This window comes from Chryseobacterium sp. D764 (assembly GCF_019317325.1).
GTDB lineage: Bacteria > Bacteroidota > Bacteroidia > Flavobacteriales > Weeksellaceae > Chryseobacterium.
Genome location: NZ_CP079219.1, coordinates 4,577,850 through 4,598,193 on the forward strand (window position 1 = coordinate 4,577,850; position 20,344 = coordinate 4,598,193).

The following is a 20,344-nucleotide window of genomic DNA, read 5'->3' on the forward strand; positions in this document are numbered from 1 at the left end:
AAATTGAGTGAAATTCGTTAAGAATTCTAAATTTGCAACTTGTTAAAATAGTAAAATGACAAATAAACTAAAAATCACTTTTCTTCTTGGGATTTTCATCATGATATTCTCTTCAAATATGATGAATGCCCAGCTAAAACAAGGAGATTTGGTGGATGGTATTGCAGCTGTTATCGGAGATGAGATTGTTTTGGAATCTGATGTTCTTGAGCAAATGAATTATGGGAAACAGCAGGGAGCTGCCAACACAGACAAATGTGAGTTCCTGGAAAACCTTATCAGCAACAAGCTTCTTGTATATGAAGCAAAAAAAGATACCTTAATTGAAAACCGTTCTGCAGCAATCAAAGAACAGGCTAATGCAAAATACCGTCAGTTGCTTTCTCAATTTCCGGATGAAAAAACTTTGCTTACCGCTTATAAGTTCAGAAATGCTTATGAAATGAAAAATGCTATCGAAAAGATAGATACTGACCAGTATTACGGACAGGCAAAATACCAGAGAGTTACTGAGAAGGCTGACGTAACTCCAAATGAGGTAACTGACTTTTATAATATGTATAAAACACAGCTGCCACAGATAAAAGATGAAGTTACTTTAGCTCAGATTATGATCTATCCTACATTAACGGAAGCACACAAACAAGACCTTATCAACAGATTGAAAAAAATCAAGCAGGATATTCTTGGGGGAGAAACTTTTGAAAGCCAGGCCAGAATTTATTCTGAAGATGAAGGATCAGCTGCTAACGGAGGATTATATAAAAATATCAATAAAGGGCAGATGGTGAAGCCATTCGAGGCTGCTGCACTGAACCTTCAGGAAAATGATATCTCAGATCCTATTGAATCAGAATTCGGATTCCACATTATCCAGTTGCTGAAAAGATCAGGTAAAGTGTATGATGCAAGACATATCTTGCTAAAAGGAGTACCTACTGATGATGAACTTAAAACTGCAAAAGCAAAACTAGACAGTATCAGAGGTCTTATCGTGAGTGGTAAAATGACATTTAAAGATGCTGCTTTTAAATTCTCAGATGATAAAAGAACAAAATTCAACGCAGGGATAATTCCTGGAGCAGATGGTTCTGATAAAATTGAGAGAGAAAGTATTCCGGGAACAATCAGCTACGAATTAGCAGGATTGAACAAAGGAGATATCACTACAGCTTTTGAAGATGAAGAAAACAAGAGAAAGGAAATCAAAATCATCAAAGTGGAAGATGTGATTCCTTCTCACCAGATTACACTGGAAACAGATTTCAGCAGAATCAAGCAGATGGCGCTGAATAAAAAGAAAAGTGAAATGGTTGAAAAGTTTGTCAACTCTAAGTTACCTACAACTTTTATCTCTATTGACGGACGTTACGACAGTTGTAGCTTTAAGTCAAACTGGAAGAAACAATCCATGACAAAATAAAATCAAAACCTTCAGAACTTCTGAAGGTTTTTTTATTAATATATTTATAAAAATAAGAGTATGGATTATACTTTTTATCTTAGAAAATTTCAATTGGCAACATCCGGAATTCCTGAAGAAATACTCTGTAATAATGGGTTGAAATTGTCTGTTGATATAGTTTTGGAATCTGTTGCACTTAAAGTCTACAATCCGGAATGGAGTGGGGACCCTCAGTCACCTTTGGATGCCGAGGGGCGGATTTTCTTTTCTGTTTGGTTAAATGATGAAACGATTCGTGAAAAAAAGATCTATTATAACATCCATGCCCTAAAACTAAGAACATTGAAAGCCTACAAAATATCCAGCAGAGATTTTGCTCAGAATTTCAGGAAAGAGTTTTTAGAATACCAGAAAGAATGGCCTAATGTGAGTGTAAATTATGGCCCTCTGACATTAATGCAAGGTTGGGTAGAGCTACAAGAAGATAGTATAGAGAAAGATATATGTGAGCTTGCTCAGCTTTTTTTGAAAATAACTCCAGTTATTGACCGTATTTTGGAACTTTATAAAAGATGATAATATGAGTTTTCTGTATATTTTTAGCGAACAGAAGACCCTTGGAATCGTTGTTTTTAGTATTTTTACGCATGAGCAATTTTATAGATTTTAACGCTGCAAAAAAACTTCATGATATGGAGGCTTCCCAAAATAGAATTTCACACCTTTTTAATATTAAATATCCCATTATCCAGGCAGGTATGATCTGGCATTCCGGATGGAGACTCGCTTCTGCGGTTTCCAATTGTGGAGGATTGGGCTTAATTGGAGCAGGAAGTATGTATCCTGACATCCTGAGAGAAAATATCCAGAAATGCAAACAGGCTACAGATAAACCTTTCGGGGTAAATGTACCAATGTTATATCCTAATATTGAAGAGATCATTCAGATCATTCTTGAAGAAGGAGTCAAAATTGTATTCACGTCAGCAGGTAACCCGAAGACTTATACAGAAACCCTGCAGAAAGAAGGAATAAAAGTAGCTCACGTAGTTTCCTCCACCAAATTTGCTGTAAAGTGTGAAGACGCAGGAGTAGATGCTATCGTTGCAGAAGGTTTCGAAGCAGGAGGTCACAATGGAAGAGATGAAACAACAACGTTCTGCCTTATTCCAAACGTTAAAAAACATATTTCTAAGCCGTTAATTGCTGCAGGAGGAATTGCTTTAGGGTCACAGATCAAAGCGGCAATGATTCTGGGGGCAGATGGTGTACAGATCGGATCCCGTTTTGCCGCTACTACAGAAGCCAGTGCTCATGAAAACTGGAAAAAGAAAATCACAGAACTGCAGGAAGGAGATACCCATCTTACTTTGAAGGAACTGGCACCTGTAAGAATGGTTAAAAATAAATTTTTCAGTGAACTGGAAGGCATCTATCAGATCGGAAGAGATAAAGATGCATTAATTGCTTCATTAGGAAGAGCCAGAGCAAAACGCGGAATGTTTGAAGGAGATATGGAAGATGGAGAGTTGGAAATAGGTCAGGTTTCTGCCCTGATTGATGAAGTTCTCCCGGTGGAAACTGTTTTCAGTCACTTATTAAAAGAATTTGAAGAAACGAAAATGCCTGTATTTTAAAATATAATTGATTTAATGGAAGGAAGAATAATTGATGTAAAGGGTAAAAAATTATATATAGAACACTATAATCCGTTTGAAGGCAGACCTACCATTGTTTTTCTGCATGATTCACTCGGTTCAGTACAGCTTTGGAGAGACTTTCCAGCTAAATTATCTGAAGCTGCACAGTGCAATACTCTTGCTTACGACCGTTTAGGGTATGGAAAATCACATCCGATGCCTACTCATGAAAGACCGGTAAATTATATGGAGCTGGAAGCAGATCTCTTGAATGATTTATTGGTTGAAATGAATATTGATAACGCTATTCTTTTCGGGCACAGTGATGGAGGAACCATTGCTTTGATCATCGCTGCAAAATATCCGGAAAGAGTAAATACCGTTGTTTGTGAAGCAGGACATATATTTGTGGAAGATGTAACGTTGAAAGGAGTTTATGATGCCTGGGAAGCCTACAAAACAATCAATCTTGCAGAACGTTTGCAGAAATATCACGGTGATAAAGTCGAAATGCTTTTCAGAGCATGGACAGAAACATGGACACGGGACGATTACAGAACCTGGAATATTGAACATCTCTTGAAGCATATCATTTGTCCATTGTTATTTATCCAGGGAGAAGCTGATGAATATGGCACATTGGATCAGGTAGAGAAAACTGTTACCCAGGTAAGTGGAATTGCTGAGAAATATATTATCCCAGCTACAGGGCATACACCACACAAAGAAGTTCCTGAACTAGTATTGGAAAGAGCAACAGAATTTATAAGTAAGTATTCTTAATCTGGAATTACGATAAACAATATGAATTAAGACACCTTTTAACGGGTGTCTTTTTATATTAAATGAATTCCGGTTACAGTAACTCCAGTTCAGCGGCAATGTTTTCCTTTGCCTGCACCTCATATTTTTCCTTAAAATACTCTGTTTTAAAGATACTTTCAAGTTCCAGAAAATGTCTGAGTACTTTTTTTCGTCCCGGCCTATAAAGAAAATCAGGGTAAATGGAATATTCTTTTCTGATATTTTGAGTATATTCCAAATAAGTTTTAAAATCTTTTCCCAACACAGAAAGATCAGCATCTAAAAGATAATTGGTATCCTTATGATCAGACTTCTGATGCGATTTTGTGGCAAGAATCTGCTGCGAAATGATAGTGATTTTGTCGTTATTTATATGAAGCTCACCAAGTCTTTTCTCAGCTCTAGCAGCACTTTTTTCCTCATTAGACTTGGAAGTGGCATCATAAATAATATCATGGTAGAATACTGAGAAAGCAATAGCTTTAAAATCTGAAATATTAACTTTCACCGCTTCAAGTTCATGAAACATATTTTCCAGATGAAAAAGATTGTGGTAATATCTGCCTTTTTCAGAATATCTGGTCTCAAGTTCGTTCCACAGGCTGTTGATCAGCTGTTTGTTTTCGGTGAAAGGAGAACAAAGCGTTTCAAAATAATTTTTCAGATCCATAGAAATAAGATATAAAAAAAGGAACTTTTAAAAAGTTCCCTGATTTGATTCCAGAACAGCCTTCAGCTCGGCCCAGCCTCCGCCGTTATAACCGTCCTTTAATCCTTGATTGTTAAGATAATCCAATGCCTTTCCGCTTCTGTTTCCGCTTCTGCAGAATAAGATCACCGGCTTTTCAATAGATAGAATCTCATCCTGTCTATCTTCTACTTCACCTAAAGGAATATTCTTAGCACCATCTATATTGCCGTCCATTTCAAGCTCCATTGGCTCACGAACGTCAATTAATTCATAGTTTCCGGATTGTATTACTTCTATTAAAGACATAGTTGTTGGGTTTAAACATTAAATTAGAAACGAAATTACGTAATTTTTTTTTGAAAAAAATCCTAATTAAAACATAATTTTTCAGAAAAGAAGCAGGATAGGAACAGGAGTTCAGATGAACCTCCACAGAAATCAGAAGATTGATAAAATAATCTTAATTTTGCAGTGTGAAATTATGAATGCAGGCGCTGAAAAATATTCCCAACTGATAAAGTCCAAGGCAAAAAGTTTTGGATTCCAGAGTTGTGGCATTTCTAAAGCTGATTTTTTGGAAGAAGATGCTCCCCATCTTGAAAAATGGCTGAAGAACAATTATAACGGCGAAATGAAGTACATGGAAAATCATTTCGACAAAAGACTTGATCCCCGGCTTTTGGTAGAGGGTTCCAAATCTGTTATTTCACTTTCATACAATTACTTTCCCGAGGAAAAAATTTCAATATTAGAAAATTACAAGATCTCAAAATATGCTTATGCAGAAGATTATCATGAAGTAATCAAAGAAATCCTTCGTGAGATGGTTGCAGAGCTGCAGGAGGAAATAGGAGAGTTCGGATTTCGGGTTTTTGTAGATTCTGCACCCATTATGGAAAGAAGCTGGGCCCGAAAATCTGGAATCGGCTGGGTAGGAAAAAATGCAAACCTCATTACCAAACAGAACGGATCTTTTTACTTTCTGGCTGAAATTATCTGCGATTTGGAACTGATTGCCGATCATGCCACTACAGACCATTGCGGAAGCTGCAGAAAATGTATTGATGCTTGTCCCACGGATGCTATTGTTTCGGAGAAAATTATTGACGGAAGCCGTTGTATTTCTTATGCAACCATAGAACTCAAAAATGAAATTCCGGATTATTTTAAAGATAAAATGGAAGACTGGATGTTTGGCTGTGACATCTGCCAGGATGTTTGCCCATGGAACCGTTTTTCAGCCCCCAACAAACAAAGCCGTTTCAAACCCAATGAAGCCCTGAAAAATTTTAAAAAAGGAGAATGGAAAGAAATTACCCAGGAAATTTTCTCTGAAATCTTCAGGAAATCCCCCGTGAAAAGAACCAAATTTGTAGGTTTGAAGCGAAATATTGAGTTTTTACAGAAGTCTTCTGATTGATTTTTCCCTGAACTTTCGGTGACAATCCCTCCTTCGGAATTTTTTATAGTTCCAAACCAGAGCTGATAATCGACCATTCCTTAAATTTTTGGCTTTAAGGAGGTAAAGATTTGTATCAATAAGTTAATTGAAAACCGTTTCCTATAAAGAAAAAATGACTTTCAGGAGATCAGAATCTCACCGAAAATCAACGTTTTTTTTGTATTCTTTTAGGAGCAGTTTTTACTCTTACTTTAAACCTTTTTTGGGATTTGATAGTTTTACGCATATTTGTGAATATTTCGTAACTAAATATAGCTAATTTTTCGATTAAAACAAATACTTTTACTAAAAATTAAAGATTAAATTTTATTAAAACATGACTGTGAAAACTATATTAATGTATCTCCTGAAAGTGGTAGGAATTATTTTAGGAATTGTGGTGATTTATGTAATCCTGGGGTTACTGATTCCCTATATTCCGGTTTCGGCTAAAAATGATGGACAGAAAAAAGAAATTCCGATTTATATTTATACCAACGGAGTACATACTGATATAGTAATGCCTGTAAAAAATGATCTGCAGGACTGGAGCATGAAAATTCCTTTCGCCAATACAAAATCAAAAAAAACAGATTATCAGTATATCGGAATAGGCTGGGGAGACAAAGGATTCTATCTTGATACGCCTACATGGGCAGACCTGAAGTTTTCAACAGCTGTAAAAGCAGCATTCTGGCTTAGTGATTCCGCTATGCACTGTACTTATTATAATACAATGAAAGAAGGAGACGACTGTAAAATGATTATGATCAGCAGAAACCAGTATGAGAATCTGGTAAAATTTGTAGAAGATAAATTTGACAGAGATCAGAACGGTAATTTCATGTTAATTCCTACAAATGCAGTGTATAGTGATAATGATGCCTTTTATGATGCCAAAGGAACCTACAGCTTTCTTTACACCTGCAATACATGGTCAAATAATGCTTTAAAGGCTGCAGGACAGAAAGCAGCACTTTGGACTCCATCAGATTTCGGAATTTTTCAGCACTATAAATAATTCATGAAGGGAATTTATCTGTTTTTCATCGCATTTTGGTTGTGTTCATGTTCTCAGGAGAAAAAAAGCAGTACCATACATACTGCTGAAATACCTGCTACTATTGAAAAGAAGCCTGCAGCAGACTTATCCGGGATAAAAATGAAAGCCGAAGAAGCGTTGAAGTTCTGTAATTCAAAGAACCTTAATAATGATTTCTGTATTCTTATTGATATGAGTCTCCATTCCGGAGTGAACCGGTTTTTTGTCTGGGATTTTAAAAATAATAAGATCTCCAAAAAATACCTGGTAGGCCATGGTTGTGGTTCCAATTCATGGAGTAAAGACGATTCTAAAGCAAATCCGGGATTCAGTAATGAAGATGGAAGCCACCTTTCCTCTTTAGGAAAATATAAGCTTGAAGGAAGAGGGTACAGCGACTGGGGAATTAATATAAAATACCTGATGCACGGACTTGAGGAAACAAACGGCAATGCTTTAAAAAGATTTATTGTCTTTCATTCCTGGGACATGATGAGTGATGATGAAGTCTTTCCCAAAGGATCTCCCGAAGGATGGGGTTGTCCTACTGTTTCCAACAATGCTATGAAGGAAATTGATCCGATGATTCAGTACTCGAAGAAACCCGTTCTGATGTGGATATATAATTAAATCTTTGTTATACATTTGTTTCATAACAATCATGTAAATTGATTCCGTCTTATGAAACATACGCTTTTCCGCGAACAACAGCTCAATTGTGATATAGAAACCGCCTGGAAATTTTTTTCTTCAGCCAATAACCTTTCAGAAATTACCCCGAAAGATATGGGCTTTATTGTATTGACGGAAATGGATGATGATGAAATCTATGAAAGAATGCTCATCGACTATTATGTTTCTCCATTGTTTGGTATTAAAATGAAATGGCAGACAGAAATCACCCACGTCGATTTTCAAAAAAGCTTTATTGATTTCCAGAAAAAAGGCCCATACAAACTATGGAACCACCATCATGAATTTATTCCCAATGAAGAAGGCGTACTGATGAGAGATACCATAGATTATGAACTTCCTATGGGATTTCTAGGCGAAATTGCTCACCGTCTTTTCGTTAAAAAGAAACTGGAACATATTTTTGATTACCGTTTCAGAGTGCTCAGTAAATTGTTCTAGCTATCAATAGAAATGGGCTTAGCCTGTTAAAAATAAAAGCAAAATCAATTGGCTTTAGCCAAAACCTTTAATGATTTTATCTAAATTCCTATGGAATAACAGAGGCTATGAATAAATATAACGTTCTGTTTGTCATTCCGCAAGAATCTAAATTCCAATAATTGGAATTTATTCATCCATTGTTTAAGTTTTTTTAACAGTTCAATGATCGGATTTCCCAGTAGAAATCACTATTTTTGCACCATATCGTTTTTACTAAAAAACTAATGTGTTCTGGTTGACATGGCAGGTCTGAGGTCATTTATCTTATTTTATATCATGCTGGTTTTTACCCTTTTCAATTCGAATTGGGCAGAAAAATCATTGCAGAATATTCCTCATGTTCCCCATGTAACCAATATTCATCTTCTGGATGTGTACGAAGAGGCAGATATGAATACGCATGCATTGCCTGCAGCTGCCAAAATTGTAAAACATTCCGTCAAAAAAAGTGATCCCGCAATTGCGGATTTTTCAGGAATTTTAAAAGTTATTCCGAAAATCATCCTTCCGGAGATTGCTGTATCTACTATTTGTGGAGTTAAATCCTTTCTCCATCTCCTCCAGTTGTACTAGGTTTAAGTTATTGAATATCAAATTACTTTAACGAAAATTTTATAACTTAAACATTTAAAAATGTATTTTAAAACTGTGATAATTTGCTTTATGGCAACATTATTCGCTGTGTCATGCAGTAAAGACAAGGAGAAAAATAATAAAAAAGACAAAGAAGTTCCCGTACTGGAAATCAAAGAAAAAGATACACTGGTAAGCAACCAGTTTGTCACCGATATCCAGGCTAAAAAAAATGTTGAAATGCGGTCCAGAATCGGAGGCATTATACAGCATATTTATGTAAACGAGGGACAATTTGTACATCAGGGGCAGGCTTTATTTAAAATCAATGATGCTGAGCTGCAGATGGAACTTCTGAAAGCTAATGCGACATTAAAGCAGACTGAAGCTGATGTTCGTATAGCAGAAGTAGAACTGAAGCAGATTCAGAGTCTTCATGCTAAAAAATTTGTAGCCAATAACGAATTGGAAATGGTGAAAGCAAAACTGTCCTCTGCCAAAGCAAAACATGCTTTTGCCGATGCAGAAAAGAGAACGGTTCTTCAGAAAATAAGCTTTACAAGGATAACGGCACCTTTTGATGGGGTAATTGACGTGATTCCTCATAAAGACGGAAGTCTGGTAGAAAATGGGACGTTATTGACTACGCTGTCTCAATTGAATGAAGTATATGCGTATTTTTCCATTCCTGAAAATCTGTATTTTGAGCTTTTGGCCAACGATAAGATCGGAAGTCATCAAAAGATAGAGCTGACGCTGCCCAATGGAGTCAATTATCAGTTCAACGGCGCTTTAAAAACCGCTGAAGGGGAAATCGACAGAGCCACGGGTTCCATTCGTTATAAAGTACTTTTCCCGAATCCGGACCGTCTGATTAAACACGGGACTTCCGGGAAACTTATTATTTCTGAACAACAGAATAATGCGATTCTTATTCCACAAAAATCTACCTTCTCCATCCAGGATAAGACCTATGTTTTTGTTGTGGATAAACAGAATAAAGTGAAAATGACCAGTATTAAGATCGGAAATACCTTAAGGGATTCTTATATGGTAGAAAGCGGCCTTAAAAAAGGAGATTTAATCATTTATGAAGGGACTCAGTCTTTGAAAGATGGTGATATCATCAAAATCAAAAAGAAATATTAACCTTTCATAATCTTTAAATCTATTGACTATGGTAGAAATGTTTATAAGACGAAAGGTTCTTTCGTTGGTTATTTCCATATTATTTGTATTACTGGGAATTATGGCATTGCTGAAGATGCCGATCACCCAGTTTCCGGACATCGTACCGCCCTCAGTAACCGTTACGGCAAAATATACAGGAGCTAATGCGGAAGTATCTGCCAATGCTGTAGCTCTTCCACTGGAACGTGCTATCAATGGAGTGCCGGGAATGACATATATGTCTACGGTTACTTCCAATGACGGACTTACCCTTATTCAGGTGTTCTTTGAAGTGGGAATAGATCCTGATGTAGCAGCGGTAAACGTCCAGAACAGGGTGACAACCATTCTTGACGAACTTCCTGAAGAGGTAATCAGAGCCGGAGTTACCACTGAAAAAGAGGTAAACAGTATGCTGATGTACCTCAATATCACAAGTACAGATCCGAGCCAGGATGAACAGTTCATCTATAATTTTACGGATATTAATGTCCTTCAGGAATTGAAACGTATTGATGGAGTTGGCCGTGCCGAGATTATGGGGCAGAAAGAATATTCGATGAGAGTATGGCTGGATCCACAGAAAATGGCGGCTTACAATATTTCTGCGGATGAAGTGATCACTTCATTACAAAAACAGAATATTTCTGCAGCGCCCGGAAAAGTTGGAGAAACGTCAGGGAAGACTTCCAGTCAGCTTCAATATGTGATCAAATATAAAGGGAAGTTTTTTGAGCCTAAACAATATGAAGAAGTTCCCATTAGATCTGATGTTGACGGAACAATTTTAAAGCTTAAAGACATTGCTAAAGTTGAATTCGGAGCGATGAACTACGGAATGGTTTCCAAAACAGACGGAAGACCATCCGCATCCATCATGATGAAACAACGTCCCGGTTCCAATGCTTCCGAGGTTATTGAAAGTGTAAAAGCAAAAATGGAAGAATTAAAAGTCACATCTTTCCCACCCGGAATGGAGTACAATATGGCGTATGATGTTTCCAGATTCCTGGATGCTTCCATCAGTGCGGTACTGACAACTCTTATTGAAGCCTTTATTCTGGTAGGAATTGTGGTGTTTATCTTCCTTCAGGACTGGCGTTCCACTTTGATTCCTGTGTTGGCTGTTCCGGTAGCATTGGTAGGAACTTTTGCCTTCATGAATATGCTTGATTTCTCTGTTAACCTTTTAACATTGTTTGCATTGGTTCTTGCCATCGGAATTGTGGTTGATAATGCCATTGTCGTCGTTGAAGCCGTCCATGTGAAAATGGAAGAAGGAATGAATGCAATGGATGCAACCATCAGTGCAACCAAAGAAATTGCAGGAGCGGTAGTGGCTATTACCATCGTAATGTCAGCAGTATTTATTCCTGTAGCATTTCTTGATGGTCCGGTAGGAGTATTCTATCGTCAGTTCTCACTGACATTGGCAATCAGTATTGTGATTTCCGGAGTGAATGCATTGACTCTTACGCCAGCGCTTTGTGCGATTATTTTAAAACCTCACAATCATGATAAAAAGAAAACAATCATTGACAGAGCTTTCCAGAGTTTCAATACAGGTTTTGAAAGGCTGACCAATGGATATGTAAGTATTCTATCAAAATTTGCGACGAGAACTATGGTTACTTTTGGACTGTTATTTTTATTCGTTGGATTGACTTTTGTGACCAGCAAATTCCTGCCAACCGGATTTATTCCAATGGAAGATCAGGGAATGGTGTATGTAAGTGTCACTACTCCGCAGGGAGCAACGGTAGAAAGAACTGAAAAAGTGCTGGATGAAGTGACTGTTATTGCCAAGAAAATTAATGGAGTAGAAAACGTGACCACTCTTGCAGGGTACAGTATTGTAACGGAAATCGCAGGTTCATCCTACGGAATGGCGATGATCAATCTTAAAGACTGGAAAGAAAGAAATATTTCAGTGAACAATCTGATCACGGAGCTTTCTGATAAAACTAAAAGCATTGCAGATGCCCAGATTGAGATCTTTGCCCCGCCCACAGTTCCGGGATTCGGTAATACCAGTGGTTTTGAACTGCGTTTGCTGGACAGAACCGGAGGAACCATTGAGAACACAGATAAAATCACCAAGGACTTTGTTAAAAAACTAAATGAAGCTCCGGAGCTGCAGAACAGTTTTACCAGTTTTGATGCCACTTTCCCGCAATATATGATCAATGTGGATTATGATATGGCAGCGAAGAAAGGAGTTTCAGTAGACAATGCGATGTCCACATTACAGACCATGCTGGGATCCTATTATGCCACGAATTTTATCCGTTTCAGTCAGATGTATAAAGTGATGGTACAGGCAAGTCCGGAGCATCGGGATACCCCTGAAAGTATTCTGAATTTATATTTAAAGAATGATAAAGGTGAAATGATTCCCTTCTCTACCTTCATCACCATTGAAAAAGTATACGGACCTGAAGTACTGACGAGATACAATATGTATATGTCTGCGATGATCAATGGAGAACCTGCGGACGGATACAGCTCCGGGGATGCTATTGCTGCTGTAGAACGTGTTGCCAAAGAGACACTGCCAAGAGGATTTGATGTTGAGTGGTCCGGAATGACAAGAGAAGAAATCTTATCAGGAAACCAGACTGTTTATATTTTCGCGATCTGCCTTTTATTCGTCTATCTTTTACTGGCGGCACAATATGAAAGCTTCCTTCTTCCTATGCCGGTATTATTAAGCCTTCCAACGGGAATCTTTGGTTCCTATATCGCATTGGTACTTATGGGATTGGATAATAATATTTATGCACAGGTAGCATTGGTGATGCTGATTGGACTTTTGGCTAAAAATGCTATCCTGATCGTAGAATTTGCGGTGGCAAGAAATAAACAGGGATACGATATCATTCCTGCAGCAATTGAAGGAGCCAGACAGCGTCTGAGACCTATTCTGATGACCTCTTTTGCATTCGTAGCAGGGCTTATTCCATTATGTATTGCATCAGGAGCAGGAGCAATAGGTAACCGTTCCATTGGTACAGCAGCAGCAGGAGGAATGCTGATAGGAACCATCTTCGGATTGGTAGTGATTCCGGGACTGTATATATTCTTTGCAAAACTTGAAAATAAGAAGAAAGATGAAAAGATTAAATCATAGAAATATAATATACGGAATTGCTTCACTAAGCCTGGTTTCATGTGCTGTTCCAAAAGTAACCGAATTGAAAAAAGCTCAGGAATTGCCAGAGGAAATTATCAAAGCTGATAACAATAAATCTCCGGATGAATTCCAGCAGATCAACTTAAAGGCTTATTTTACAGATCCGCAGCTGCTCGAACTTTTTGATAAAGTGGTTCAGGCCAATCCGGATTTCCAGATTGCGCAGCAAAGAGTGGAGATTGCCAACAGTTTCCTTCAAAGATCAAAAATGGATTTACTGCCTTCCCTTGAAGTAGGAGTAGAGGCTTCCGGCAACCGGTATGGAAAATATACCATGGAAGGAGTCGGGAACTATGATACCAATCTTTCTCCCAATATTACGGAAGATCAGAAGATCAATAGAAATTTTACGCCTAATTACGGGCTTGGAGCAAGGAGCAGCTGGGAAATTGATGCGTGGGGCAAACTGAAAAACAAAAAGATTGCTGCCCAGAAGAAATATCTGGCTTCCACAGAAGGGCTGAGACTGCTGCAGGTAGAACTTTTTACAGATATTGCCAATTTATATTATCAGCTGGTGGCTTTAGACAATCGTCTTGCTATTTACCAGAAGAATTACAACCTCCAGCAGAGAGCATTTGAAATTGTTCTGGCGCAGCGTGAAGTGGGAAAAGCTACAGAATTAGCTGTACAGCAGTTCAAAGCGCAGAATAACAACTGGCTGGCAGAGATTGAACACATAAGGGTAGAAATTGTTACTGTAGAACAGGCTATTACTACACTCACGGGAAGTTATGGCGGAGATGTAAAACGCGGAAAAATATTGATGCCTACCAATATGGAAGTCTTAAATAAAACAATTAATGTAGAAGGAGTTATTCATTCCCGACCGGATGTAGCCGCAAACTATTATGTTTTAGAGGCTTCTCAGGCTGATGCAAAAGCTGCAAGGGCTGCATTTTATCCTAAAATTGATCTTGGAGCCGGCTTCGGACTGAATTCTTTCTCTATAGAGACATTTTTTAAACCAAGTTCACTGGCAGGGCAATTGTTGGGTGGATTGATGGTGCCTGTTTTTAATAAAGGACAACTGAAATATGAATTCAAGGTAGCGAGTAAGGAGCAGGAAATTGCTTTTTTAAACTACCAGAAAAGTATTACGACTGCTTTTAACGAGCTTCAGTCGATCCTGAAACAGACTAAGATCTATGAACGTGTTCTGAAACTGAAATCAGAGGAAGTAGGTTTTCTTGATCGTGGGGTGGAGGTTTCCAACGATCTCTATCTGACAGGATATGCCAATTATTTTGAACTGATCAACTCTCAGAAGAGCAAACTGACTGCTGAACTGGATTTATTACAGTTCCAGCACCAGAATACCAGAAATAACGTCCTGCTGTTTAAAGCGCTGGGTGGGAAACTGGATTAATTTTTACTTTTTTTACGATGAAATAAGCTGTCTTTTTGGACAGCTTATTTTATATTTTTAAACTTTAACTATGTTCTGCGGGTTCCCGTAATGGTAATTGAAATAATTCAAGGATATTGCATTAGAATCTAACTTTTTATAAGTTGAGTTAACTTTTTTTATATGTCCAAAAAAAGAGACTGTCTCATTGAGACAGTCTCTTTCTATATTTCTTAAAACAAACCTGCTTTACGGGCAGAATCATTTTATGTGTAAGTATTATTTAACAATCTGGATTTCAACAGCTGAAAATCCTTTAGGAGACTTCTCTTTTTCGAAAGATACTTTGTTTCCTTTTTTTACCGGCTCCACACAGTTGTTGTTGTGGAAGAAGATATTTTCTTTGTTATTATCTTCGGTGATGAAGCCATACCCTTTTTCACTAAGGAAAGTAACAATTCCAGTTTTTCTTGGATCTTCCTCAATAATAGGAGCTGCTCCCAATTGAATATCATCAAGGTTTACTTCCTGTCTTTGTTCAGGTGGAGTAGATGTTAATCTTCCGAATTCATCTACATACATGTAGACGTCCTCCGCTCCTTTGTTGTTGTTCGTCTTACGATCTTCGCGTCTTAGCGCCTTTTCTTTTTGCTTTTGAATTTTTTTCTTGAAATTTTCCTTTTTAGAAAAAGAATCTGCCATAAATTATTTTTAGTATTTAGTTTCTATAAATTAATTGGTTCAATCTGGTCCGTTTTAGACCTTATAAAGCCTGGCTATGTTTTCTGTTTTGGATAATCCCAATCATACAGAGCTTTAAAATTCCGACAAGTATTGTTCTTAGTAGAAGAATAAAAGTTTAAAATATGGCTGCTCAAAAAGCAAAGACTGAATAAAAAATATTCGGGTCGTTACAGAAAACAAAGTATAGACTTGGTTATTTAATGTACAAATATACAACAATAAAATGAATTATCAGGTTTTAAATGATTGATTATCAGAAATGGTTTTACGGCAGATCTGCCGGGATACCTTTATAGTCTGAATGTAAGACGATAATGAGAGCCAGAACAAGGGCATAAAAAAATCCTCAGAAGACTGAGGATTATAAAAAAATATATTATAAAAATGAAGTGGTGTATAATACGGCTGGAAAAGCATCAAATGTTATGCCTAAAATTGATGCGTAATAGTGAATTATATAACTTTGTTTAATATGAAAGGGGTGTTTTGGGTCATATCTGGCTGGTAAATAGCATTCTATTAAAAAATGTTGTTTATAAAAAAAAATAAATGTTTCTGTCTTAGTTTACATTGAGAATCATAATATCAGCTGATAATCACTTTGCAGTTTTCTAAAATTCCCGAAAACTTCACCATGTTGAGACCATTTTTATTATTCATCTTTGTCTCATTAACATTTAAAAATAAAATCGATGTCAACACAAAATGTAAAAGGAAAAGTTGTTTTAATTGCCGGAGGAGGTAAAAACCTTGGAGGACTTTTAAGTAGAGATTTTGCTGCGAAAGGAGCAAAACTGGCAATACATTATAACAGTGAAAGTTCAAAAGCAGATAGCGAAAAAACACTTGCTGAGGTACAGGCATTAGGAGCAGAAGCATTTTTGTTCCAAGGAGATCTTACCAAAGTAGACAATATTACAAAATTCTTTGATGAAACAATTTCCCGTTTCGGAGGGATTGATATTGCAATCAATACCGTAGGAATGGTACTGAAAAAACCATTTTCAGAGACTACAGAAGCGGAATATGATACCATGTTCAATGTCAATTCAAAATCAGCTTACTTCTTTTTGCAGGAAGCAGGTAACAAACTGAACGATCACGGGAAGATCTGTACCATTGTTACTTCACTGCTGGCTGCTTACACAGGACTGTATTCTACTTATGCCGGAGCAAAGGCACCTGTAGAGCATTTTACAAGAGCTGCTTCTAAAGAATTCGGAGCAAGAGGAATTTCTGTAACGGCTGTAGCCCCTGGACCAATGGATACTCCTTTCTTCTATGGACAGGAAACAGATGATGCCGTTGCTTATCATAAATCAGCATCAGCATTGGGAGGACTTACAAATATAAAAGATATCGCTCCGCTGGTAGAATTTCTGGTAACAGAAGGCTGGTGGATTACCGGGCAGACCATTTTTGCTAACGGAGGATATACCACAAGATAATCTATCAGATAATCATAAAAAAGAAACTCACTGAAAACTGTTTTCAGTGAGTTTTTATTTTAGAAGAAAATCAGAAAATTAAGTGGTTTTTACCTTTCCTTTTTCCAATATACTTTTGATGATAAAGAATAAACCGAGAAGAATAAAAGGAATACTTAGCAGCTGTCCCATATTCAGAATCATTCCGTGCTCAAATTCTACCTGGTCTACCTTGATGAACTCAATCAGAATTCTCATAATGAAGATCAGCAGAATACTGATTCCGAAATAAAACCCTTTTCCGATTTTAAATATGTTTTTCTTATAAATAAAATACACAGAAAGGAAAATAATAAAATAAGAGATCGCTTCATAAAGTTGGGCAGGGTGTCTCGGAAGATTATCTACCTGATGGAAAATAAAAGCCCATGGAACGTCCGTAGGAACTCCTATGATCTCAGAATTCATAAGATTGGCAAGCCTTATAAAAGTACCACCCAACGGAAGTACAATCGCTATAGCATCTAAAACCGTCATGAACGGGATAGAAAATTTTCTCGCATAGATGAGAAGCATGATCACCAATCCGATACCACCACCATGGCTGGCAAGTCCTGCAAATCCTGTAAAGTGATAGGTTCCGTCTACTCCTTTCTGAATTGGCAGCAATATTTCAAGCGGATGCTGGGAATAATAATCAAAATCATAAAAAAGACAGTGCCCCAATCTGGCACCCACCAAAATTCCTATAAGTGCATAAGAGAATAAAGCTTCATGAGCCTGCGAACTAAGGCCTTCTTTTTTATAAATACGTTTTAAAATATTTAAACATAAAACCAGTCCTGCAAGAAATAGCAGCCCGTAATATTTTAAAGGAAATCCTAAGATATTGACGATTTCGGGATTCACATCCCAGTTGATATATAATAAATTCATTCCTGCAAAGATAAGAAAATAGGAATTTCTGAACTGAATGGAAGTATTTTACTGTTTTTCAATTTGATTTTCAGAATGCTAAGGGTTCGTTTGTACATCAGATAGAATTCTGTTTCTGAGCATACGAGATCTTTATCCGGGGTAAGAATGAACATAATTTAAAATGATTCTTGATGAAACATTTGGTAACTTTAGGGGACCACCAAAATAAAAAGCTATGCATCATCAGTTGGAGAAACATTATGTAAACAGGGTAGGCTGGCTTCGTGCAGCTGTATTGGGAGCGAATGACGGTTTGTTGTCCACCACAAGTATTGTCATTGGGGTTGCAGCCGCAGAACCAGACCGGCATATTATTATTCTTGCGGCACTGGCAGGTATGATTGCCGGAGCGATGTCTATGGCAGCGGGGGAATATGTTTCCGTGAGTTCGCAGGAAGATACCGAGAAAGCAGATTTACTTCGTGAAAAACGTGAGCTTGAAGAAATGCCTGAAATAGAACTTAGAGAGCTTGCCAAAGTGTATGAGAAACGAGGATGTACCAAAGAGACAGCAATGCAGGTAGCAGTTGAACTTACGGAACACGATGCATTGGGAGCACATGCCCGTGATGAATTAGGTATTAATGAAATAACGCAGGCGAAACCATTGCAGGCAGCGATGGCTTCATTCAGTTCATTTGCTGTGGGAGCTTTATTGCCGTTTAGCGTTTCTCTTTTAGCACCACTTAAACAAATGGTGTATTTCCAATATGGATTTTCAATTATATTTTTAATGCTTTTGGGAGCAATCTCTGCCAAAGCGGGAGGTTCCAGTATTAAAGTAGCCGTATTGAGGATCTGTTTCTGGGGAACTGTTGCAATGGGAATTACAGCATTTGTAGGGCACATTTTTGGAGTTAATGTAGCGTAAAGTCTGTAAAAATTATTTACATTTTATATGCCTTAAAAAGTGTATTTTACATCACAAATTCAGATAAATGAAGAATATTTTTATTTTGTTTTTTGTGGTTGTTATTAATGCAACTGTTTGCGCTCAAAAAAATAGCTACACCTATTTTATGAAGACCTGGAATTTCATAAAATATTATCATCCTGATGTTGCCAGCGGAAAAAAAGATGCCGACAGCCTGTTTTTGGAGACTATTGGGAGAGTGAATGAAAAATCAGATGAAAATGCAGTTATTACCTTTTTATCAGCAAATCTGAATCATAAATTTTCCGGTGCTCCGGTTATTGATACTCCGAAAGATGTACTCTCTGTCAATCAAGACTTCAGATGGTATCAGAACAATAAAAAAGTCAGTTTAGAAAACAAAATAGTACTGAATGATATCTACAGCCATAGATTCATTGCTGATGCTGATCAGAAAGAAAAAATACTTGCTTCTGAGACAAACGAATTTAAAAAAGATGAGAATCTGCCGCTTGCCTACCGTTTGCTGACATTGGCCAAATTGCAGGGTGCGATTGATTATCTTTATCCACATAAATATCTGATGGATAAAAATACTGAAGCCTATTTCTCGGATTTAACAGACCAAACTGTTCACTGTACTTCAAGAAAAGAGTTTGAGATTATTCTGGCAAAAGTAGTTTCCTCAATGGAAGATACCCATTCTTTCAGGTTTTATGATCAGCTTAATTATAAAAATGAAATTTTCTACAGATCATATTTTCCTCCCTTTAATTATGTGATATTGAAAGATCATATATTGGTGACCCAGCTTCTTTTACCTGAAATCTGTTCCAAAGCTAATATTCATATTGGAGATAGAATAACGGAGGTTGGTGGTAAAAGTATCCGTCAGATTATTAAAGAAAAGAAAGAATTACTTTCCACCTCTAATCCTGAAACGTTGTTGTATCTGATGTCAGATTACCAGAGAAATCTGATCTGGCCTGATGATCAGCCTCGTAAAGACTTAAAAGTAGTGTCAAAGGATAATAAAGCCTATCACGCAGATACAGAGTTTATTAATTTCACAGACAAACAACAACGAGCAATAGTAACAGAGTACATCCAAAATAAAACCCGCCTTAAGCAGCAGTACAAAATTGATCATAAAGATATTGCCTATTTTAAAATCAATGATGCTTTTGCTTTTACAAACAATATAGCTGATGATAAGCTGGATGATCATATGGATTCTATTTTCCAAGAAGCATCATCAAAAAAGGCTATTGTCTTTGATATGAGAGGATATCCGGATTGGGGTGGATTTGTATTCTATTATGTCTACAAATACTTCTCGCCCGTAGAGAACCATTTTGGAAAATACTATAAACCCAACGTGAAAAATATCGGGACCTATATTCCAATCAGTTATAAAGATTTTGGGACTTATTATTCTGATATTAAAAATAAAACCATCCATCCATACACGGGAAAGGTATTTATGATTGTCAATCCGGAGACCTTAAGTATGAGTGAATGGAATACAATGAATCTTCAGAATATTTTTCCTCAGTCCAAAACCATCGGCCAAAGAACAGCAGGTGCAGATGGTGACATCAGAACATTGAAACTGCCTGCCGGATATAACTTGGAATTTACCGGAAATGGTATTTTTTATTATGACAATTCCCAGACTCAAAAAGTAGGTGTGAGGATCAATGAATTCATTGAGTATTCTGATGATGATATTATTCAGAAACGGGATCTGGAGCTTGAAGCAGTTTTAAAAGGATTGAATTAGTTAATAAAAGATGAGTTAGATAAAAGAATAAGACCACCTGCAAAACGCAGGTGGT

20 protein-coding genes are annotated in these 20,344 nt (G+C 37.1%); 15 read left to right on the forward strand and 5 right to left on the reverse strand.

Annotated elements, in window-relative coordinates; translation table 11 throughout:
- Positions 1-55 precede the first annotated feature (55 nt).
- The 4 genes from KYG33_RS20850 to KYG33_RS20865 all read left to right on the forward strand — a co-directional run bounded on the left by KYG33_RS20850 (position 56) and on the right by KYG33_RS20865 (position 3,828).
- On the forward strand, positions 56-1,423 hold the full coding sequence (locus KYG33_RS20850) for a peptidylprolyl isomerase (protein ID WP_077415575.1): 1,368 nt from the start codon (positions 56-58) through the stop codon (positions 1,421-1,423).
- Between the two features lie 60 nt (positions 1,424-1,483).
- The gene (locus tag KYG33_RS20855; RefSeq protein WP_077415573.1) at positions 1,484-1,981 is read left to right on the forward strand and encodes a hypothetical protein; all 498 of its coding nucleotides are present in this window, start codon (positions 1,484-1,486) and stop codon (positions 1,979-1,981) included.
- Positions 1,982-2,052: 71 nt separating this feature from the next.
- Positions 2,053-3,042 (forward strand): NAD(P)H-dependent flavin oxidoreductase, encoded by a 990-nt coding sequence (locus KYG33_RS20860; RefSeq protein ID WP_228408733.1) that lies wholly within the window; start codon positions 2,053-2,055, stop codon positions 3,040-3,042.
- A 15-nt stretch (positions 3,043-3,057) separates the two neighbouring features.
- Entirely contained in the window at positions 3,058-3,828 is a 771-nt protein-coding gene (locus KYG33_RS20865) for an alpha/beta fold hydrolase (RefSeq protein ID WP_077415571.1), read from the forward strand.
- A gap of 73 nt (positions 3,829-3,901) precedes the next feature.
- On the opposite strand, the gene KYG33_RS20870 is transcribed toward KYG33_RS20865, so the two are convergent.
- Positions 3,902-4,519: a hypothetical protein gene (locus KYG33_RS20870; protein ID WP_077415569.1), complete on the reverse strand. Its 618-nt coding sequence runs from the start codon at positions 4,517-4,519 to the stop codon at positions 3,902-3,904.
- 27 nt (positions 4,520-4,546) lie between these two features.
- Positions 4,547-4,846, reverse strand: coding sequence for a rhodanese-like domain-containing protein (locus KYG33_RS20875; protein WP_077415567.1), 300 nt, complete (start codon positions 4,844-4,846; stop codon positions 4,547-4,549).
- Positions 4,847-5,021: 175 nt separating this feature from the next.
- Between KYG33_RS20875 and queG the strand changes: the two genes are divergently transcribed.
- The 8 genes from queG to KYG33_RS20915 all read left to right on the forward strand — a co-directional run bounded on the left by queG (position 5,022) and on the right by KYG33_RS20915 (position 14,504).
- Positions 5,022-5,960, forward strand: a complete 939-nt coding sequence (gene queG, locus KYG33_RS20880) for a tRNA epoxyqueuosine(34) reductase QueG (protein ID WP_077415900.1) — start codon at positions 5,022-5,024, stop codon at positions 5,958-5,960.
- A gap of 358 nt (positions 5,961-6,318) precedes the next feature.
- On the forward strand, positions 6,319-7,002 hold the full coding sequence (locus KYG33_RS20885) for a TIGR02117 family protein (RefSeq protein ID WP_077415565.1): 684 nt from the start codon (positions 6,319-6,321) through the stop codon (positions 7,000-7,002).
- A gap of 3 nt (positions 7,003-7,005) precedes the next feature.
- Complete coding sequence (locus KYG33_RS20890; RefSeq protein ID WP_077415563.1) at positions 7,006-7,653, forward strand: murein L,D-transpeptidase catalytic domain-containing protein; 648 nt, start codon at positions 7,006-7,008, stop codon at positions 7,651-7,653.
- A 51-nt stretch (positions 7,654-7,704) separates the two neighbouring features.
- Positions 7,705-8,157 (forward strand): SRPBCC family protein, encoded by a 453-nt coding sequence (locus tag KYG33_RS20895; RefSeq protein WP_219072348.1) that lies wholly within the window; start codon positions 7,705-7,707, stop codon positions 8,155-8,157.
- Positions 8,158-8,439: 282 nt separating this feature from the next.
- Positions 8,440-8,772 (forward strand): hypothetical protein, encoded by a 333-nt coding sequence (locus KYG33_RS20900; protein WP_219072349.1) that lies wholly within the window; start codon positions 8,440-8,442, stop codon positions 8,770-8,772.
- 60 nt (positions 8,773-8,832) lie between these two features.
- Positions 8,833-9,921, forward strand: a complete 1,089-nt coding sequence (locus KYG33_RS20905; protein WP_219072350.1) for an efflux RND transporter periplasmic adaptor subunit — start codon at positions 8,833-8,835, stop codon at positions 9,919-9,921.
- A 28-nt stretch (positions 9,922-9,949) separates the two neighbouring features.
- Entirely contained in the window at positions 9,950-13,072 is a 3,123-nt protein-coding gene (locus KYG33_RS20910; RefSeq protein ID WP_077415555.1) for an efflux RND transporter permease subunit, read from the forward strand.
- The gene (locus KYG33_RS20915; protein WP_077415553.1) at positions 13,053-14,504 is read left to right on the forward strand and encodes a TolC family protein; all 1,452 of its coding nucleotides are present in this window, start codon (positions 13,053-13,055) and stop codon (positions 14,502-14,504) included. The genes KYG33_RS20910 and KYG33_RS20915 overlap by 20 nt, the downstream gene beginning before the upstream one ends.
- A gap of 258 nt (positions 14,505-14,762) precedes the next feature.
- On the opposite strand, the gene KYG33_RS20920 is transcribed toward KYG33_RS20915, so the two are convergent.
- Entirely contained in the window at positions 14,763-15,185 is a 423-nt protein-coding gene (locus tag KYG33_RS20920; protein WP_077415551.1) for a cold shock domain-containing protein, read from the reverse strand.
- 734 nt (positions 15,186-15,919) lie between these two features.
- Here KYG33_RS20920 and KYG33_RS20925 point away from each other — a divergent pair.
- Complete coding sequence (locus KYG33_RS20925) at positions 15,920-16,675, forward strand: SDR family oxidoreductase (protein WP_219072351.1); 756 nt, start codon at positions 15,920-15,922, stop codon at positions 16,673-16,675.
- Between the two features lie 78 nt (positions 16,676-16,753).
- Here the strand turns inward: KYG33_RS20925 and lgt are convergent, their stop codons facing one another.
- Positions 16,754-17,590 carry a prolipoprotein diacylglyceryl transferase gene (lgt, locus tag KYG33_RS20930; RefSeq protein WP_077415547.1) on the reverse strand — a complete coding sequence of 279 codons (837 nt, stop codon included), beginning with the start codon at positions 17,588-17,590 and terminating at the stop codon, positions 16,754-16,756.
- Positions 17,587-17,745 (reverse strand): hypothetical protein, encoded by a 159-nt coding sequence (locus tag KYG33_RS20935; RefSeq protein ID WP_180565344.1) that lies wholly within the window; start codon positions 17,743-17,745, stop codon positions 17,587-17,589. The genes lgt and KYG33_RS20935 overlap by 4 nt, the downstream gene beginning before the upstream one ends.
- Positions 17,746-17,807: 62 nt before the next feature.
- Here KYG33_RS20935 and KYG33_RS20940 point away from each other — a divergent pair, with 62 nt between their 5' ends.
- Both KYG33_RS20940 and KYG33_RS20945 read left to right on the forward strand, forming a co-directional pair.
- Positions 17,808-18,503, forward strand: coding sequence for a VIT family protein (locus KYG33_RS20940; RefSeq protein WP_077415545.1), 696 nt, complete (start codon positions 17,808-17,810; stop codon positions 18,501-18,503).
- 67 nt (positions 18,504-18,570) lie between these two features.
- Positions 18,571-20,289 carry a S41 family peptidase gene (locus tag KYG33_RS20945; RefSeq protein ID WP_077415543.1) on the forward strand — a complete coding sequence of 573 codons (1,719 nt, stop codon included), beginning with the start codon at positions 18,571-18,573 and terminating at the stop codon, positions 20,287-20,289.
- Positions 20,290-20,344 lie beyond the last annotated feature (55 nt).

Excerpts from the sequence above, each read along its gene's own strand:
- KYG33_RS20850 (WP_077415575.1), top strand. The coding sequence starts at position 56 with ATGACAAATAAACTAAAAATCACTTTTCTTCTTGGGATTTTCATCATG.
- KYG33_RS20855 (WP_077415573.1), top strand. The coding sequence starts at position 1,484 with ATGGATTATACTTTTTATCTTAGAAAATTTCAATTGGCAACATCCGGA.
- KYG33_RS20860 (WP_228408733.1), top strand. The coding sequence starts at position 2,053 with ATGAGCAATTTTATAGATTTTAACGCTGCAAAAAAACTTCATGATATG.
- KYG33_RS20865 (WP_077415571.1), top strand. The coding sequence starts at position 3,058 with ATGGAAGGAAGAATAATTGATGTAAAGGGTAAAAAATTATATATAGAA.
- KYG33_RS20870 (WP_077415569.1), bottom strand. The coding sequence starts at position 4,519 with ATGGATCTGAAAAATTATTTTGAAACGCTTTGTTCTCCTTTCACCGAA.
- KYG33_RS20875 (WP_077415567.1), bottom strand. The coding sequence starts at position 4,846 with ATGTCTTTAATAGAAGTAATACAATCCGGAAACTATGAATTAATTGAC.
- queG (WP_077415900.1), top strand. The coding sequence starts at position 5,022 with ATGAATGCAGGCGCTGAAAAATATTCCCAACTGATAAAGTCCAAGGCA.
- KYG33_RS20885 (WP_077415565.1), top strand. The coding sequence starts at position 6,319 with ATGACTGTGAAAACTATATTAATGTATCTCCTGAAAGTGGTAGGAATT.
- KYG33_RS20890 (WP_077415563.1), top strand. The coding sequence starts at position 7,006 with ATGAAGGGAATTTATCTGTTTTTCATCGCATTTTGGTTGTGTTCATGT.
- KYG33_RS20895 (WP_219072348.1), top strand. The coding sequence starts at position 7,705 with ATGAAACATACGCTTTTCCGCGAACAACAGCTCAATTGTGATATAGAA.
- KYG33_RS20900 (WP_219072349.1), top strand. The coding sequence starts at position 8,440 with ATGGCAGGTCTGAGGTCATTTATCTTATTTTATATCATGCTGGTTTTT.
- KYG33_RS20905 (WP_219072350.1), top strand. The coding sequence starts at position 8,833 with ATGTATTTTAAAACTGTGATAATTTGCTTTATGGCAACATTATTCGCT.
- KYG33_RS20910 (WP_077415555.1), top strand. The coding sequence starts at position 9,950 with ATGGTAGAAATGTTTATAAGACGAAAGGTTCTTTCGTTGGTTATTTCC.
- KYG33_RS20915 (WP_077415553.1), top strand. The coding sequence starts at position 13,053 with ATGAAAAGATTAAATCATAGAAATATAATATACGGAATTGCTTCACTA.
- KYG33_RS20920 (WP_077415551.1), bottom strand. The coding sequence starts at position 15,185 with ATGGCAGATTCTTTTTCTAAAAAGGAAAATTTCAAGAAAAAAATTCAA.
- KYG33_RS20925 (WP_219072351.1), top strand. The coding sequence starts at position 15,920 with ATGTCAACACAAAATGTAAAAGGAAAAGTTGTTTTAATTGCCGGAGGA.
- lgt (WP_077415547.1), bottom strand. The coding sequence starts at position 17,590 with ATGAATTTATTATATATCAACTGGGATGTGAATCCCGAAATCGTCAAT.
- KYG33_RS20935 (WP_180565344.1), bottom strand. The coding sequence starts at position 17,745 with ATGTTCATTCTTACCCCGGATAAAGATCTCGTATGCTCAGAAACAGAA.
- KYG33_RS20940 (WP_077415545.1), top strand. The coding sequence starts at position 17,808 with ATGCATCATCAGTTGGAGAAACATTATGTAAACAGGGTAGGCTGGCTT.
- KYG33_RS20945 (WP_077415543.1), top strand. The coding sequence starts at position 18,571 with ATGAAGAATATTTTTATTTTGTTTTTTGTGGTTGTTATTAATGCAACT.